Consider the following 16,541-nt stretch of genomic DNA (forward strand, 5'->3'; position numbering starts at 1 on the left):
AAGGAGAACACCATGTATCTCGCCGTCGAGATCGGCACCGTCGACCTCAATCCCGTGCTGAAAGGCGCAGTCGCGACGATCCTGTACTTCGTCGTCGGCATGGCTGTGCTTCTCGTCGGGTTCTACGCGGTCGACGTGCTGACCCCGGGAAAGCTGCGCCAGCTGGTGTTCATCGACCGCCGGCCCAATGCCGTGGTGGTCGCGGGCGCGATGTACATCGCCCTGACCGTCGTCATCATCACCGCCATCGCCAACAGCTACAGCCAGCTGGGCCAGGGACTCGTCGGGGTGGCGGTGTACGGGCTGATGGGCGTCATCCTGTTGGGCGTCGCGCTGCTGGCGATGCACCTGCTGATCCCGGGCAGTTTTCACGAGCACATCGACGAGCCGGATTTGCATCCGGGATCGTTCGCGGTGGCGCTGATACTGCTCGCCGTTGGAGGGGTGACCGCCGCGGCGGTGTCATGAGCGCCGTCAGGTCGGCGGGCGATGTGCGGGCGCCCGAGGCGACGCCGCCCGCGGCGGTGTCCGGGCGGTGGCGCGCGCTGTTGCTGGCCGCCGTGGCGGCGTGCGCGGCTTGCGGCATCATCTACGAACTCGCACTGCTGACGTTGTCGGCCAGTTTGGACGGCGGCGGGATCGTCGCCACATCGCTGATCGTCGCGGGCTACATCGCCGCGCTGGGCGTTGGCGCCCTGCTGATCAAGCCGCTGCTGGCGCACGCCGCGATCACCTTCATCGCCGTCGAGGCGGTACTGGGCATCGTCGGTGGGCTGTCGGCGGCGGCGCTGTACGTGGTGTTCGCGTTCCTGGACGGGTCCGTCGGGTCGACGTGGGTGCTGGCGGCGAGCACGGCGCTGATCGGTGGCCTGGTCGGCGCCGAGGTGCCGCTGTTGATGACGCTGCTGCAGCAGGGCCGGACAGCGGGAGCCGCCGATGCCGGACGCACGCTGGCCAATTTGAACGCCGCCGATTACCTGGGCGCGCTGCTGGGCGGGCTGGTCTGGCCATTCCTGCTGCTGCCGCAGCTGGGGATGATCCGCGGTGCGGCGGCCACCGGCATGATCAACCTGGCGGCCGCCGCGGTCGTGGCGATTTTCCTACTGCGCCAAGCGGTTTCGATACGGCAGCTGCTGCTGGCGCTGTGCGCGCTGGCCGCCGCCGTGGGGTTGCTCGCCGCCCTGCTGCTGCGTTCGGCCGACGTCGAAACAACAAGCAGGCAAAGGCTTTACGCCGACCCGATCGTCGCCTACCGGCACACGGCCTATCAGGAGATCGTCGTGACCCGCCGGGGCAACGACACCCGGCTGTATCTGGATGGGGGCCTGCAGTTCTCCACCCGCGACGAATACCGCTACACCGAAAGCCTCGTCTACCCCGCCCTCGGCAACGGCGCCCACTCGGTGCTGGTGCTCGGCGGCGGCGACGGCCTGGCGGCCCGCGAATTGCTGCGCCAGCCCGGCATTTCCAAGATCGTGCAGGTCGAGCTCGACCCCGCGGTGATCGACATCGCGCGCACCACGCTGCGCGCAGCCAACGGCGGTTCGTTGGACAACCCGCGGGTGGCGGTGCTGACCGAGGACGCGATGACCTGGCTACGCGGACCGAACATGGACCGCTTCGACGCGGTCATCGTGGACCTTCCCGATCCCGACACACCCGTGCTGGGCCGGCTGTACTCGACGGAGTTCTACGCACTGGTCGCCCGGGCGCTGGCTCCCGGTGGGCTGATGGTGGTGCAGGCGGGCAGCCCGTTCTCCACCCCGACGGCGTATTGGCGCACGGTTTCCACGATCCGGGCGGCCGGCTACGCGGTCACGCCGTATCACGTGCACGTGCCCACGTTCGGTGACTGGGGATTCGCCCTGGCGCAGCGCGCGGACGTCGCGCCCACCCCGAAGGTGCCCAGCGACGCGCCCCCGCTGCGTTACCTCAACCAGCAGGTGCTCGACGCCGCCGGCGTGTTCGGCGGCGACATCGGCCCGCGCCCGGTGGAGCCGTCGACTCTGGACAATCCGCGCATCGTCGAGGACATGCGGCACGGATACGACTAGCTACTCTTCGTCGAGCGCCGCGAGCACCTCGTCGGACAGGTCGACGTTGGTCCAGACGTTCTGCACGTCGTCGCTGTCCTCCAGCGCGTCGACCAGCTTGAACACCTTACGCGCGCCCTCGACGTCGACGGGCACGCTGACCGACGGCTGAAAGCTGGCCTCGGCCGATTCGTAGTCGATGCCGGCGTCCTGCAGCGCGGTGCGCACCGCCACCAGGTCGGTCGGCTCGGAGATGACCTCGAAGCTCTCACCCAGGTCGTTGACGTCCTCGGCGCCGGCCTCCAGCACGGCGGTCAGCACGTCGTCTTCGGTCAGGCCGTTCTTCTCCAGCGTGACGACGCCCTTGCGGGTGAACAGGTAGGACACCGATCCGGGATCGGCCATGTTGCCGCCGTTGCGGGTGACTGCCACCCGGACCTCACCGGCCGCACGGTTGCGGTTGTCGGTGAGGCACTCGATCAGCACCGCCACGCCGTTGGGGCCGTAGCCCTCGTACATGATCGTCTGGTAGTCGGCGCCGCCGGCTTCCTCGCCCGCGCCCCGCTTGCGGGCGCGCTCGATGTTGTCGTTGGGCACCGAGGTCTTCTTCGCCTTCTGGATGGCGTCGTAGAGCGTCGGATTGCCGGCCGGGTCACCGCCGCCGGTGCGGGCGGCGACCTCGATGTTCTTGATCAGCCGGGCAAACTCCTTGCCACGGCGCGCGTCTTTGACGGCCTTCTGGTGCTTGGTGGTGGCCCACTTGGAATGGCCGCTCATCGGTGTCCTATCTGAAAGTCCTCTTGTTTTTGTGGCCAGACGAGTCTACGTGGACGGTTCGGGTGAGTTGCCCGGCGACTACGCGGCCGTCTCAGCGGCCCCAGGAGTCACAGCATCGCGGGGATATGCCCGCCGTGGCCGGTGTATACCGGCCGAACCGTCAGCCGGTGACGAGATCGACGAACAGGTGGTGGATGCGCCGGTCGCCCGTCATCTCCGGGTGAAAAGCCGTGGCCAGCTTGCGGCCCTGCTTGACTGCGACGACGTGCCCGGCCGCGCTGGCCAGCACCTCCACGCCCTCACCGGCGCGCTCGACCCACGGCGCGCGGATGAACACCGCGCGCACCGGATCGCTGAGCCCCGCGAACGGGATGTCACCCTCAAAGGAATCGACCTGACGCCCGAAAGCGTTGCGCCGCACCGTCATATCGATGGCGCGCAGCGGCAGTGCCTGGCGCCCGCCCGCACCGGCGTCCAGGATCTCACTGGCCAGCAGAATCATCCCGGCGCAGGCGCCGTAGGCGGGCAACCCGTCCGCCAGCAGGCCCCGCAGCGGCTCCAGCAGGCCGAGGTCGAGCAGCAAATGGCTCATTGTGGTCGATTCCCCACCGGGAATGACCAGCCCGTCGACCGCCTCGAGCTCGCCGCGCCGGCGCACCGGCATCGACTCGGCCCCGGCCTCGCGCAGGGCGGCCAGGTGCTCGCGGGTGTCACCCTGCAGCGCCAGGACCCCGATCCGCGGGGCGCTCACTGGTTGGTCGGCTGGTATCCGCGTTTGAAGCGGGTCAGCCCCTCTTGCATGACGGCCGCGACCATCTCGCCGGACTGCGTGAAGATCTTGCCCTGGCACAGCGCGCGACCGCCGCTGGCCGACGGCGAACTCTGGTCGTAGAGCAGCCACTCGTCGGCCCGGAACGGGCGCATGAACCACATCGCGTGGTCCAGCGAGGCCACCTGCAGGTGCTCCCGCACGTCGAGATGGGTGACCTGCGCCGACCCCAGCAGGGTCAGGTCGCTCATGTAGGCCAGCGCGCAGATGTGCAGGACCGGGTCGTCCGGCAGCGGGTCGCGGTGGCGGAACCACACCTGCTGCTGGGAGGCCTTGCCCGGCAGCAGATGCAGGCGCTCGCGCGGCACGATGCAGACGTCCCACTCCTCGAACTGCTTGAACCCGGCGTCGTCGAAGACCTTGATCGAATCCAGGCCCGGCAACCCGTCGGGCGGCGGCGCCGCCGGCATCGGGTCCTGGTGGTGAATGCCCTCCTGATCGGTATGGAAGGAGGCGCCCATGCTGAAGATGATTTCCCCGTGCTGGATGGCGTTCACCCGCCGGGTGGCGAACGAGCCGCCGTCGCGGGAGCGCTCGACGATGAACACCGTGCGCGCTAAAGCGTCACCGGGCCGCAGGAAATAGCCGTGCAGCGAGTGCACCTGATACTGCGGGTCGACGGTGCGCACCGCCGACACCAGCGATTGCCCGGCTACATGGCCCCCGAAGGTGCGCTGCAGGAAGCCCGACTCTGGGCTGAAGATGCTGCCACGGTAGATGTTGACCTCGAGCTGCTCGAGATCGAGGATCTCTTCGATCGCCACGGACTGTTTTTACCAGCCGCGTTCGGCCAGCCGATGGGGCTCCGCGATCTGCTCGACGTTGATGCCCACCATCGCCTCGCCCAGCCCGCGGGACACCTTGGCCAGCACGTCGGGGTCGTCGTAGAAGGTGGTCGCCTTGACGATCGCGGCGGCGCGCTGCGCGGGGTCACCGGACTTGAAGATGCCCGAGCCCACGAACACGCCCTCGGCGCCGAGCTGCATCATCATCGCCGCGTCCGCCGGGGTGGCGATGCCGCCCGCGGTGAACAGCGTGACCGGCAGCTTGCCCGCCCGGGCCACCTCGACGACAAGGTCGTAGGGCGCCTGCAATTCCTTTGCGGCGACGTACAATTCGTCTTCGGACAGCGACGTCAGGCGGCGGATCTCGCCGCCGATCGCCCGCATGTGCGTGGTCGCGTTGGAGACGTCGCCGGTCCCGGCTTCACCCTTGGAGCGGATCATGGCCGCGCCCTCGCTGATGCGCCGCAGCGCCTCGCCGAGGTTGGTCGCCCCGCATACGAACGGCACGGTGAACTTCCACTTGTCGATGTGGTGGGTGTAGTCGGCGGGGGTGAGCACCTCGGACTCGTCGACGTAGTCCACGCCGAGGCTCTGCAGGATCTGCGCCTCGACGAAGTGGCCGATGCGGGCCTTGGCCATCACCGGGATGGTCACCGCGGCGATGATGCCCTCGATCATGTCCGGGTCGCTCATCCGCGACACCCCGCCCTGTGCGCGGATGTCGGCGGGCACCCGCTCCAGCGCCATGACGGCGACGGCGCCGGCGGCCTCGGCGATCTTGGCCTGCTCGGGGGTGACGACGTCCATGATGACGCCGCCCTTGAGCATCTCGGCCATACCGCGTTTGACGCGCGCCGTTCCGGTTCGCCCGTTGCTCGGGTGGGCGGTAGTCACTGCATGATCTCCTTCAACCGTTGTCGACCCAGTCTAATGAGGCGCTTTTTCCGGCGTTGACTCCACGGAGTCAGCGGATGGACACCAGCGGCCCGGGGGTGCGGCCGCTGGCGAGCGCGGCCGCGTCGGTGAGCAGTCCGGATAGTTGCATGGGGTACACCGTCTCCCCCGCCGCGACCAGCGCAGCGATGTCAGCAGCGTCACACCAGCGGTGGCCGTGGATGTAGCTGCGTTCCAGCTCGGTTCGGCCCGTGCGCGACGGCTCGAACCGCTGGGTGCGGTAGACGAAGTAGAACTCCTCGCTGTCGATCAGCGAGCCGTTGAACTCGAAGACCTCGTCGCGCCGCCACACCGGCCCGACCATCTCGGCAGGCGCGACCCGCAGACCGGTTTCCTCGGCCAGCTCCCGCGCGGCGGCCTCGGCCAGCCGCTCCCCTTGCTGCACCTCGCCGCCCACCGTGAACCACCACTTCGGCGCGTGCTGGTGAGCGAGCGCGGGATCCGACCCGCACAGCAGCAGCACCGCGCCGGTGTCGTCGAGCAGCACGATGCGCGCCGAGGTGCGGTGGTTGAGGACGCCGTGGTCGCCGTGAGCCAGCGCGTGCGGCCGCTCGACGATCTCGAAATAGCTGGGCAGCGAGGCGGTTCCGCCGAGGTGGAAGAGCCGCACCAGCGGCCGTTCGGCAAGCGCCAGGGTGTCCCGGACCGCGTCGTTGTGGAAGCGACGGGCCAAGACCACCCGGGCCTCGGCGTCGGCCAGCTCGGCGATCAGCCCGGCCGGCAGCGACGCCGGATCCACGATGGCCAGCGCGGCGGACAGCTCGTTCTCGGCGTTTTCCCGCGCGGGCCGGGGTGCCCCCTCCGCGGCGTCGGCCAGCGCAGCGAGCCGCCGCCCTTCCGACGCACCGCCGTAGGCGTCGATGGCGACGGCGCGCGACACCACCGCGCGCCGAGCCAGTGCGCCGTCCAGCGCCTGCCACGACAGGTCGTAGCGGACGTGCAGTCGGTCCAGCCGGTTGGCCGTCCGGTAGGCCCACGCGCCGAAGACCGCCAGCACCGCGACGAAAACCGCGATGGCGACAATCAGCCATGTCATCAACTGGCCACCTCAACCTTGGCGCCTGACGCGGCGACCGTCTCGTACACCCGCATGATCTGGCTGGCCACCACCGACCAGTCGTAGCGCTGGACAGCGGCCAAACCGGCCGTCACATAACGTTCCCGCAGCACATCGTCCTCCAGCACAGCGATCAGCGCATCGGCAAGCGCGTCGCCGTCGCCGACGGGCACCAGGCACCCGACGTCGCCGTTGCCCAGCACGCGCCGGAAGGCGTCCAGATCGCTCGCCACCACCGGGGTGCCGGCGGCCAGCGCCTCGACCAGCACGATGCCGAAACTCTCCCCGCCGAGGTTGGGCGCGCAGTACGCGTCGGCGCTGCGCATGGCCGACGCCTTCCCCACGTCGTCAACCTGGCCGAGGAAGCGGATGTGGTCCACCAATTCGCCTGCCTGGACGCGCAATTGGTCCTCGTCGCCGCGACCGACGACCAGCAGCTGCACGTCGGGAAAACGCTCTACCAGCCCCGGCAGCGCGTCGAGCAGCACGGACATGCCCTTGCGTGGCTCGTCGTAGCGGCCCAGGAACAGCACTGTCTTACCGGCGCGCGGGTAGCCGTCCAGGCGCGGCGCCGAAGCGAACGAGGCGACGTCGACGCCGTTGGGGATCTCCACCGCGTCGGTGCCCAGCGCCTCCATCTGCCAGCGGCGGGCCAGGTCGGAGACCGCGATGCGCCCGACGATCTTCTCGTGCATCGGGCGCAGGATGCCCTGAAACACCGTCAGCGTCAGCGATTTGGTGGTCGACGTGTGGAACGTCGCCACGATCGGGCCCTCGGCGATGTTCAGCGCCAGCATGGACAGGCTCGGCGCGTTGGGCTCGTGCAGGTGCAGCACGTCGAAATCGCCGTCGACGAGCCACTTCTTCACCTTGCGGTGGGTGGCCGGCCCGAACCGCAACCGGGCCACCGATCCGTTGTAGGGAATCGGGACGGCCTTGCCCGCCGAGACGACGTAGTCGGGCAGCGCGGCGTGCGGCGAGGACGGCGCGAGCACGCTGACGTCGTGGCCCCGGGCGCGCATCACCTCGGCCAGTTGCAGGACGTGCGACTGCACCCCGCCCGGAACGTCGAACGAGTAGGGACAGACCATCCCGATCCGCATCAGGTGTCCTTCAGCCGGGCCTGCTTGGCTTCGGGCAGGTCGGCCAGCCACTGCGGCTGCATCATGTGCCAGTCCTCGGGACGGGCGGCGATGTTCTTCTCGAACTGATCGGCCATCGCCTGCGTGATGGCACCGACGTCGCCGCTGGTGCAGTCCAGCGGCGACTGGATGGAGACGCCCCAGCCCCGATCCTCGAACCAGCAGTGCGCCGGCAGCAGAGCCGCCCCGGTCGCGATGGCGAGCTTCGCCGGCCCGGCCGGCAGCCGGGTGGGCTCTCCGAAGAAGTCGACCTGCACGCCGGTGCGGGTGAGGTCGCGCTCGGCCATCAGGCACACCACCCGGTTGTCCCGCAGCCGATCGCACAACACGTCGAACGGCGGCCGTTCTCCCCCGGACAGCGGCAGCACCTCGAAGCCGAGGCTTTCGCGGTAGGCAATGAAGCGCCGGTACAGCGACTCGGGTTTGAGCCGCTCGGCCACGGTGCTGAACGTGCCGTGTGTCTGCGCCAGCCATACCCCGGCCATGTCCCAGTTGCCGCTGTGCGGCAACGCGATCACCGCGCCGCGGCCGCGGGCCAGCGCCGCCTCGATATGGTCGTTCCCCAGCACCGAGTCGTGCAGCTCGCGGCCCAGCGCGGCCAGGTCCATGCCCGGCAGCCGGAACGCCTCGCGCCAGTAGCGGGCGTAGGAGGCCAGCGAGGCCCGCATCAGCGAGTCGGGCACCTCCTGGGGCGGCACCCCGATCACGCGGGCCAGGTTCTTGCGCAGCTGGTCGGGGCCGCCGCCGCGGGCGGCGTAGCGGGCCCCGGCCTCGAATGCGTTGCGCGCGGCGAACTCCGGCATCGCCCGCACCGCCATCCAGCCGGACGCGTACGCCCAGTCGGCGCCCCGTCCGCCCGTCAGCCGGCCCACCGTCCGGCTGGCCAACTGGCGGGCCATCCGGCGTTGCGTCCCAATCATTTTCATGCCCGGCGGAGTGGGAATCACGGCTCGCTCACCACCCGATCGGTCGCGCCCGGCGAGGTGCGCACCGCGTGCAACCGCTGCGCGCAGGTGACCAGGCTGGCCACCGCCAGCACCCACATCGCGACCGGCAGCGCGGGCGGCCACGCAATGAACGGAAAGTCGGACACGCCCGCGCCGACGAGCACGATGATCAGCCGTTCCGGCCGTTCGATCAGGCCGCCGTCGCCGCGCAGTCCGCTGGCTTCGGCGCGGGCCTTGATGTAGGAGGTCACCTGCGAGGTGACCAGGCAGATCAACGTGGCGGCCGCCAGCAGCTTATCGTGCAGGCCGAAGACGATCCACCACAGCAGCCCGCAGAACACGGCGCCGTCGCTGACCCGGTCGCAGGTGGCGTCCAGCACCGCGCCGAACCGGGTGCCGCCGCCGCGTTCCCGGGCCATCGCCCCGTCGAGCATGTCGAAGAGGACGAAGAACCAGACCACCAGCGTGCCGGCGAACAGCTTGCCCATCGGGAACAGCGTGAGCGCCCCGGCCACCGCGACGACGGTGCCCAGGATGGTGACGACGTCGGGGGTCAGTCCCAGCCGCAGGCATGCCCGTGCGGTCGGGGTGGTCAGCCGCGCGAACGCCGCCCGCGACAGGAACGGCACTTTGCTCATGGTTGCTTTGTCCACTCCGTGGCCAGCAGCTGGCGGGTCTCGCGCAGCAACTGCGGGATCACCTTCGACCCGCCGATGATGGTGATGAAGTTCGCGTCGCCACCCCAGCGCGGCACCACGTGCACGTGCAGGTGTTCGGCAAGCGAGCCCCCGGCCGACGTCCCGAGGTTCAGGCCGACGTTGAAACCGTGCGGCCGCGAGACGTTCTTGATGACGCGAATCGCCTTCTGAATGAAGGACATCAGCTCCGCGCTTTCCGGGTCGGTCAGGTCCTCGAGCTCGGAGACCCGGCGGTAGGGCACCACCATCAGGTGCCCCGGGTTGTAGGGGTAGAGATTGAGCACGGCGTAGACGAGCTCGCCGCGGGCGACCACCAAACCGTCTTCGTCGGTGAGGTGCGGAATGTCGGTGAACGGCTGCTCGGTCTTGCCGTTGTCGCGCTTCGTCGGCGCTTCGGCCAGATAGGTCATCCGGTACGGCGTCCACAGCCGCTGCAGGTGATCCTCCTCGCCGACCCCCCTGTCCAGGATGGTGTCGTCGGCGCCCCGCTCGACTGGTTCGCGATCACTCACGGTCACTCACCACTTGACACTTTCACGAGTTCGGCTGTGGGCACGGAGTTCTCACGATCGGCGATCCACTTCACGATCGCATCGACCGCGCTGTCGCGGGGCACGCCGTTGATCTGCGTTCGGTCACCGAAACGGAAGCTGACCGCGCCGGCCTGCACGTCGCGGTCACCGGCCAGCAACATGAACGGCACCCGCTGGGCGGTGTGGTTGACGATCTTCTTGGCCATCCGGTCGTCGCTGGAGTCGACCTCGACCCGCACACCGTGCGATTTGAGTTGTGCGGCAATGCTTTCCAGGTATTCCACGTGCTCGTCGGCGACCGGGATGCCCACCGCCTGCACCGGCGCCAGCCACGCCGGGAAGGCTCCCGCGTAGTGCTCGGTGAGGATGCCGAAGAACCGCTCGATCGACCCGAACAGCGCCCGGTGGATCAGCACCGGCCGCTGCCGCGACCCGTCGGACGCGGTGTATTCCAGCTCGAATCGGTCCGGCATGTTGAAGTCGAGCTGAATGGTCGACATCTGCCAGCTGCGACCCAGCGCGTCCTTGACCTGCACCGAGATCTTCGGGCCATAGAACGCCGCGCCACCGGGGTCGGGTACGAAATGCAACCCGGAGGCCTCGGCGACCTCCCGCAGGACTTCGGTGGCCTCGTCCCACATCTCGTCGGAGCCCGAATACTTCTCCGGGTCCTTGGTGGACAGCTCCAGGTAGAAGTCGTTGAGCCCGTAGTCGGCCAGCAGATCGAGCACGAAGCGCAGCAGCGAGGTCAGCTCGTCGCGCATCTGCTCTCGCGTGCAGTAGATGTGGGCATCGTCCTGAGTCATGCCGCGGACCCGGGTCAGCCCGTGCACCACGCCCGACTTCTCGTAGCGGTACACGCTGCCGAACTCGAAGAGCCGCAACGGAAGTTCGCGATACGACCGGCCGCGCGACCGGTAGATCAGGTGGTGCATCGGGCAGTTCATCGGCTTCAGGTAGTAGTCCTGCCCCGGCTTGCGCACCGTCCCGTCCGCGTTGAACTCCGCGTCGAGGTGCATGGGCGGGTACATGCCGTCGGCGTACCACTCGAGGTGGCCCGAGGTGATGTACAGCTGCTCCTTGGTGATGTGCGGGGTATTGACGAACTCGTACCCGGCCTCGATGTGCTTGCGCCGCGAGTACTCTTCCAGCTCGCGACGGATGATGCCGCCCTTGGGATGGAAAACCGCCAGGCCGGAACCGATTTCGTCGGGAAAGCTGAACAGGTCCAGCTCGACGCCCAGCCTGCGGTGGTCGCGGCGCTGCGCCTCCTCGAGCAGCTCCATGTGCTTGTCCAGCGCCTCCTGTGACTCCCAGGCGGTGCCGTAGATGCGTTGCAGGCTGGCGTTGCTCTGGTCGCCGCGCCAGTAGGCGGCCGAGCTGCGGGTCAGCTTGAACGCCGGGATGTGCTTGGTGGTCGGGATGTGCGGGCCGCGGCACAGGTCACCCCAAACCCGTTGCCGGGTACGGGGATTCAGGTTGTCGTAGGCGGTGAGCTCGTCGCCGCCTACCTCCATGACGTCGGGATCCCCGGACTTGTCGTCGACGAGTTCGAGCTTGTACGGCTCGTCGGCCAGCTCCGCGCGCGCCGCGTCCTTGGACTCGTAGACGCGCCGGTCGAACAGCTGTCCGTCCTTGACGATCTGGCGCATCCGCTTTTCCAGCTTGGTCAGGTCCTCCGGCGTGAACGGCTCGGTCACGTCGAAGTCGTAGTAGAACCCGTCGGTGATCGGCGGCCCGATCCCCAATTTGGCGTGCGGGAACAGGTCCTGGACGGCTTGGGCGAGCACGTGTGCGGCAGAGTGCCGGATGACGCTGCGTCCCTCGTCGGTGTTGGCGGCCACGGGGACGACGTCGGCGTCGGCGTCGGGCGTCCAGCTCAGGTCCCGCAGTTTGCCGTCGACGTCGCGCACCACCACGATCGCGTCGGGCGTGCCCCGGCGCGGCAGCCCGGCTTCGCCCACCGCGGCGGCCGCGGTGGTCCCGGCAGGCACCCGGATCGGGGCTTGCGGGACGTCGTTGGCGGGGGCGCTCATGAGGCTGGTTCTCCAAGGGTCGAGTTCTCGATGATCGTTGCCATGCTATCGGGGCGGACCTCGAAGAACCCCAAGGCATCAAGGCTCGGGGCGCCGCCGCTAGCGCTCAGGGCTGGCCAGGCTTGAGCCGTACGAACAGCGCGTCGGCTTCGGTCAGCAACTGATCGCCGTCGGTCAACCGGCCCGACACGAAGATCTTGCGCCCGTCCACCCGGTCGATGCCCGCGTCGAACTGCAGTTCCTTTTCCACCGGGACGATGTGGCGGTAGTCAATCTTGAGGTATGCGGTGCGCTGCCGTGGGTTGCCGGTGAGCACCGACGCCGACAACCCGAGGATGGAGTCGAACAGCATCCCCAGCGCGCCGCCGTGCACGGCGCCGTTGCGGCCGAGGTGGAACCGGGCGAAGCGGGCCTGGCCGTGGATGCGGCCGTCCTCGCCCTTGTGCGCCGACATCGGGATCGTCAGGATGTTGCCGCGCATCGGCAGGTCCATCCGCCGGCCCGACGGGGACGCCCACTCGTCGGCGTCGAACGGCGCCAGCAGCGCCGACACCTTCTCCAGCAGGTCAGCGGCCTCGGTGATCACCTCGTCGGGTGCGTCGGCGGCCCGGGCGTGGTCCTGCAACGAGCGCACGGCGTCGATGAACCTGCCGTAGTCGGGCCCGCCCTTGGTCGTCGGTTCCGGCGGGTTGAACCCGCCGCCGGGGTGTCGCTGATGTTCGGCCACCACAACACCGTATTGCCCGGCGGACGGGCTTTCGCGCGGTGGTTATGCGGGCTGCTGCGCCCCGGCGGCGGACAGCGTTTCGAATTCGTCGTCGGACAGCTCGATCTGGGCGGCGGCGACGTTTTCCTCCAGGTGCGCGACCTTGGACGTACCCGGGATCGGCACCATCACCGGCGAGCGCTTCAGCAACCACGCCAACGCCAACTGCGACGGCGACGCGTCGTGGTCGGCGGCGATGCGCTGCAGCGGGCCGTCGGGGGCGGCCAGCGGCCCGGCGGCCAGCGGGAACCACGGGATGAAGCCGATGCCCTGTTTGGTCGCGGCGTCCAGCAGCGGCTCGGCGCCACGGGCCGTCAGGTTGTACATGTTCTGCACCGACACGATCTCGGTGATGCGCAGGGCCGCGTTCAGCTGGTCGACGTCGATCTCGGACAGGCCGATGTGGCGGATCTTGCCCTCGTTCTTCAGGGTGAGCAGCTCGCCCACCTGATCCTCCATCGGGAAGTTCGAGTCGATGCGGTGCAGCTGGAACAGATCGATGGTGTCCACGCCCAGCCGGCGCAGGCTCATCTCGCATTCCTGGCGCAGGTAGCTCGGATTGCCCAACGGAATCCAGATGTCCGGGCCGGTGCGCAGCAGACCCGCCTTGGTGGCGATCACCAGGCCGTCGTAGGGATGCAGCGCCTCGCGGATGATGTCCTCGGACACGTAGGGGCCGTAGGAGTCGGCGGTGTCGATGAAGTTCACGCCGAGCTCGACGGCCCGGCGCAGCACCCGGACGCATTCGGCACGGTCGTCGGGCGGGCCCCACACGCCCTTCGCCGTCAGGCGCATGGCGCCGAAGCCGAGTCGGTTGACGGTCAAGTCGCCGCCGAAGGTGAAAGTTCCGGAGGCACCTGCAACGGTTTTCGAGTTTTCTGCGGTCACTGTTACGACCGTACGCGCCACATGCGGCCGCGCATCCCGGCGTGGCAAGCTGAGCAGGTGGACCTACGAGCGCTCGAGGAACTCCCCCTGACCTACGCCGAAGTGGGGGCGACGGCCTCCGGCGAACTGCCCGCCGGCTACGACCATCAACACGCCGAGCGCCAAATCGGCACGGGCGAACAGCGTTTCGAGCAAGCCGCTGCCGCAGTCATGCGCTGGGGCATGCAGCGCGGGTCCGGGCTGCGGGTGCAGGCCAGTTCGGAGATCGCCGTCGTCGACGCGGTGGTGGTGGTGAAGATGGGCTTTCTGCCGGCGCCCTGTCGGGTCGTCTACGTCGTCGACGAGCCCGACGTCCGCGGCTTCGGGTACGGCACCCTGCCGGGACACCCGGAGTCCGGCGAGGAACGCTTCGTGGTTCGCCGCGACCCGGCGACCTCGGCCGTGTACGCGGAGGTGTCCGCCTTCTCCCGGCCCGCGACCTGGTGGAGCAAGGCCGGCGGCCCGGTGGTGAAGGTGGGTCAGCGCCTGATCGCCAAGCGCTACCTGCGCGCGGTCTGACGGCTCACGCGCCGCGACGCCGTAGAAGCCGGGACCGGTGTGGCGTCGTGCTTACGCCCGGCCGCCGGTAGGTCCCCAGCGGGAGAGCAATCCCGCGGCGCCCGTGCACATCTCGTCGATGACATCGGCCACCGACGCATCGTTGCGGATCATCCCGACGCCCTGCCCGGCGTCCACCGGCGCGATCCGGTGGTCCCCGGCGGCGATGGCGGCGGCCAGCTCGTCGCAGGCCCCCGCGTCCAGCGCCTCCTCGTGGCCCGTCCAGTGCTCCACGAAGTCGTTGGCCAACACCCGCGACGGGAACCGCGCCGGCCAGGGCAGCCCCTTGGCGACGTCGAAGACCCGGGTGACCGCGGTGTCGGTTTCGGTCGCCGTGACCAGGGCACGACGGCCGGTGTCACCGGTAAGCGCCTCCGGGCATGCCGACAGCCGGGTGCCCACCCACGCTCCGCTTGCACCGGCCGCCAGCACCGCGGCCAGGCTGCGCGCCGAGGCGACACCGCCGCCGGCCAGCACCGGGACTGAGACGGCGTCCAAAACGGCGTCCAGCATCGGCAGCAGCCCCAACTTGTCCTCGCCGTGCCCGCCGCCCTCGGACCCGCGCGCCACCAGGATGTCGACGCCGGCGTCGACGGCCTGGCGTGCCCCGGCGCTATCGTAAACCTGTGTGACGGTAGGGATTCCGGCGTCATGCGCCTTGGCGACCCACGACCATTCGGTGCCGAAACTGACCGACAGCAGGGCGGGTCGGGCGGCCAGCGCGTCCTCGAGCAGGCCGGCCTCGTTGCGCATCACCCAGTCGACCATGCCGATGCCGAACCGCCCGTCGACGTGTCGTAGCTGCTCGGCGAGCAGCTCCCTGGTCGCGACGCTGCCCATGCCGACCATGCCGAGACCGCCGGCGGCGGTGACCGCCGCGGCCAGGCGGCCGCCGGCGACCCCGCCCATCGGCGCGTTGACGATGGGGACCTGCAGACCGAAATTCTTTGACCAGGGCGTCGAGAGCATCGGCGGCTAGCGCGCAGAGGGAATCGTCTTCAGCACGGTCAGCAGGACCACCGAGTCCTCGACCGCGTGCAGGGCGTGACGTTCGGAAGGAATCGCGACGTATTCACCGGCCTTGCCGTCCCAGGCGTCGCCGCCGGTCGTCAGGCGCACGTGGCCCTGCAGCACCTGCAGCGTCGCCTCGCCGGGGCTGTCGTGTTCGGACAAGTCGTGACCGGCCAGCAGGGCCAGCACCGTCTGGCGAAGCTCATGGGTGTGACCGCCGTGGATGGTGTGGGCGGCCCGTCCGCTGTGCGATTGCTTGGCTTCGGCGATCTTTTCGGACGAGAGGTCGGTCAGCGAGATGGATTCCATTGGGGGTCCTTCGGAGTTGCAAGGCCCGCACGGGCCTCGAGGGTTGCCGTTAACCGCTCAGTAGCAGTATCCCCGCTACGACGAGCCCAATGACTTTGACCGTCTCCAGGGCGACGTAGGCGTAGTGGGCGCGGGAGCGCGGTCCGTCCGATCCGGCGAGCACCTTGTCGGCACGACGGCTCAGTGCGGGACGCACCGCGACCAGCTGGATGGCCAACGCGGCCACGGCAACGGCGATCGCCACCGCGACGCCCCCCGGCGTCGGGCCGGCCACCACGATCGCCCCGATGACGAGCGCGAAGGCCACCTCGACGGTGTTGAGCGCGCGAAAGACCAGCCGCCCGATGCCGAGCCCGACCTGCAACGTCACATTGGGCGCCCGGAATTTCAGCGGGGCCTCCAGGAAGGAGATGGCGAGCACCATGCCGAGCCAGATGAAGGTCAGCGCCACGGCAATCGCTGTGCCGGTGCTCATTCGGCCGCCAGTGTCAGGTGGGCCAGACACAGATCCGGCTCGACGAACGGGTCGAGCCGGTCCACCGAGACCGGCGCTCCCCAGGTTTCCATGGCGCCCTGCATGAGGCCCAGGTGCACCGGGCAGACAACGCTCGTCCGGTTTTCGGCCAATTCCAGGAAGGGGCAGTGCCGCAGGCCGACCTGCTGCTCGCCGTTGCTCACCCGGCGCTCGGGCGCGAAGCCGAGTTCGTCGAGCACGTCGATCAGGTGGGCGATGGCCTCTTCGGCGCCGTCGGCGTCGTCGGGCACCGGGTGCAGTTCGGCGTCCATCCTCTGCCCCCAGGCGCGTCCCGCGGCCAGGGCCTTGGGCCCGGGATCACGCTCGGCGGCGAAGGCCGCGGCCAAGATCTCGGCCAGCAGCCGATAGTGCCGCGTCCCGCCGCGATCCATCTGCCGGACCGCGCGAAACATCAACGGCGGACGCCCCGGCCCCTTCCGATCGAGTTCGACGCGTTCCACCTGCCCGTCAGCGACCAGGCCGTCGAGGTGGAAGCGAACGGTATTGGGGTGCACACTCAGCACGGCGGCGATGCCGGCGATGCTCATCGGATCCGGCGAGGCCCGCAGCAGCCGCATCACTGCGCGCCGCCGGCCGGCCGATTCCCCGGTTGACGGGTCCTGCGGCTTCTGGGGATTGTCGGATTTCACAGGGGCCCTCCCGCT

General features: G+C 69.3%; 19 protein-coding genes. 3 read left to right on the forward strand and 16 right to left on the reverse strand.

Annotation, left to right across the window (positions count from 1 at the left end; genetic code table 11):
• Positions 1-12: 12 nt before the first annotated feature.
• Positions 13-468: a DUF350 domain-containing protein gene (locus tag A5708_RS00380; protein ID WP_065026801.1), complete on the forward strand. Its 456-nt coding sequence runs from the start codon at positions 13-15 to the stop codon at positions 466-468.
• The gene (locus tag A5708_RS00385) at positions 465-2,054 is read left to right on the forward strand and encodes a polyamine aminopropyltransferase (protein ID WP_065026726.1); all 1,590 of its coding nucleotides are present in this window, start codon (positions 465-467) and stop codon (positions 2,052-2,054) included. The genes A5708_RS00380 and A5708_RS00385 overlap by 4 nt, the downstream gene beginning before the upstream one ends.
• On the opposite strand, the gene A5708_RS00390 is transcribed toward A5708_RS00385, so the two are convergent.
• From A5708_RS00390 to A5708_RS00445, 12 genes are all read right to left on the reverse strand, one after another.
• Positions 2,055-2,810, reverse strand: coding sequence for a YebC/PmpR family DNA-binding transcriptional regulator (locus tag A5708_RS00390; RefSeq protein WP_065026727.1), 756 nt, complete (start codon positions 2,808-2,810; stop codon positions 2,055-2,057). It abuts the gene before it with no gap.
• A gap of 160 nt (positions 2,811-2,970) precedes the next feature.
• Complete coding sequence (gene pdxT, locus A5708_RS00395; protein ID WP_065026728.1) at positions 2,971-3,561, reverse strand: pyridoxal 5'-phosphate synthase glutaminase subunit PdxT; 591 nt, start codon at positions 3,559-3,561, stop codon at positions 2,971-2,973.
• Positions 3,558-4,403, reverse strand: a complete 846-nt coding sequence (gene tesB / locus A5708_RS00400) for an acyl-CoA thioesterase II (protein ID WP_065026729.1) — start codon at positions 4,401-4,403, stop codon at positions 3,558-3,560. Before tesB ends, pdxT begins: the two co-directional genes overlap by 4 nt.
• Before the next feature lie 9 nt (positions 4,404-4,412).
• Positions 4,413-5,318: a pyridoxal 5'-phosphate synthase lyase subunit PdxS gene (gene pdxS, locus A5708_RS00405; protein WP_065026730.1), complete on the reverse strand. Its 906-nt coding sequence runs from the start codon at positions 5,316-5,318 to the stop codon at positions 4,413-4,415.
• Between the two features lie 70 nt (positions 5,319-5,388).
• Entirely contained in the window at positions 5,389-6,414 is a 1,026-nt protein-coding gene (locus tag A5708_RS00410; RefSeq protein ID WP_065026731.1) for an NUDIX hydrolase, read from the reverse strand.
• Positions 6,414-7,538 carry a glycosyltransferase family 4 protein gene (locus A5708_RS00415; protein WP_065026732.1) on the reverse strand — a complete coding sequence of 375 codons (1,125 nt, stop codon included), beginning with the start codon at positions 7,536-7,538 and terminating at the stop codon, positions 6,414-6,416. The genes A5708_RS00410 and A5708_RS00415 overlap by 1 nt, the downstream gene beginning before the upstream one ends.
• Complete coding sequence (locus A5708_RS00420) at positions 7,538-8,476, reverse strand: phosphatidylinositol mannoside acyltransferase (RefSeq protein WP_081292764.1); 939 nt, start codon at positions 8,474-8,476, stop codon at positions 7,538-7,540. The genes A5708_RS00415 and A5708_RS00420 overlap by 1 nt, the downstream gene beginning before the upstream one ends.
• A gap of 44 nt (positions 8,477-8,520) precedes the next feature.
• Positions 8,521-9,162: a phosphatidylinositol phosphate synthase gene (gene pgsA, locus A5708_RS00425; protein WP_065026734.1), complete on the reverse strand. Its 642-nt coding sequence runs from the start codon at positions 9,160-9,162 to the stop codon at positions 8,521-8,523.
• Complete coding sequence (locus A5708_RS00430; RefSeq protein ID WP_065026802.1) at positions 9,159-9,734, reverse strand: HIT family protein; 576 nt, start codon at positions 9,732-9,734, stop codon at positions 9,159-9,161. Before A5708_RS00430 ends, pgsA begins: the two co-directional genes overlap by 4 nt.
• Positions 9,735-9,736: 2 nt before the next feature.
• The gene (gene thrS, locus A5708_RS00435; RefSeq protein ID WP_065026735.1) at positions 9,737-11,791 is read right to left on the reverse strand and encodes a threonine--tRNA ligase; all 2,055 of its coding nucleotides are present in this window, start codon (positions 11,789-11,791) and stop codon (positions 9,737-9,739) included.
• A gap of 106 nt (positions 11,792-11,897) precedes the next feature.
• The gene (locus A5708_RS00440; RefSeq protein ID WP_065026736.1) at positions 11,898-12,521 is read right to left on the reverse strand and encodes a PaaI family thioesterase; all 624 of its coding nucleotides are present in this window, start codon (positions 12,519-12,521) and stop codon (positions 11,898-11,900) included.
• Positions 12,522-12,560: 39 nt separating this feature from the next.
• Positions 12,561-13,445, reverse strand: coding sequence for an aldo/keto reductase (locus A5708_RS00445; RefSeq protein ID WP_065026737.1), 885 nt, complete (start codon positions 13,443-13,445; stop codon positions 12,561-12,563).
• Between the two features lie 57 nt (positions 13,446-13,502).
• Between A5708_RS00445 and A5708_RS00450 the strand changes: the two genes are divergently transcribed.
• Entirely contained in the window at positions 13,503-14,003 is a 501-nt protein-coding gene (locus tag A5708_RS00450; RefSeq protein ID WP_065026803.1) for a DUF1990 family protein, read from the forward strand.
• Positions 14,004-14,054: 51 nt separating this feature from the next.
• On the opposite strand, the gene A5708_RS00455 is transcribed toward A5708_RS00450, so the two are convergent.
• From A5708_RS00455 to A5708_RS00470, 4 genes are read right to left on the reverse strand one after another with little or no spacing between them, the layout of a single operon-like run.
• A complete protein-coding gene (locus A5708_RS00455) occupies positions 14,055-15,011 on the reverse strand; it encodes an NAD(P)H-dependent flavin oxidoreductase (protein WP_065026738.1) in 957 nt (318 codons plus the stop codon).
• A 6-nt stretch (positions 15,012-15,017) separates the two neighbouring features.
• A complete protein-coding gene (locus tag A5708_RS00460; RefSeq protein WP_065026739.1) occupies positions 15,018-15,362 on the reverse strand; it encodes a cupin domain-containing protein in 345 nt (114 codons plus the stop codon).
• Between the two features lie 49 nt (positions 15,363-15,411).
• Positions 15,412-15,837, reverse strand: a complete 426-nt coding sequence (locus A5708_RS00465; RefSeq protein ID WP_065026740.1) for a hypothetical protein — start codon at positions 15,835-15,837, stop codon at positions 15,412-15,414.
• Positions 15,834-16,454 (reverse strand): helix-turn-helix transcriptional regulator, encoded by a 621-nt coding sequence (locus A5708_RS00470; protein ID WP_231117785.1) that lies wholly within the window; start codon positions 16,452-16,454, stop codon positions 15,834-15,836. Before A5708_RS00470 ends, A5708_RS00465 begins: the two co-directional genes overlap by 4 nt.
• Between the last annotated feature and the right edge of the window lie 87 nt (positions 16,455-16,541).

Source organism: Mycobacterium colombiense, from assembly GCF_001672755.1.
Classification (GTDB): Bacteria; Actinomycetota; Actinomycetes; order Mycobacteriales; family Mycobacteriaceae; genus Mycobacterium; species Mycobacterium colombiense_C.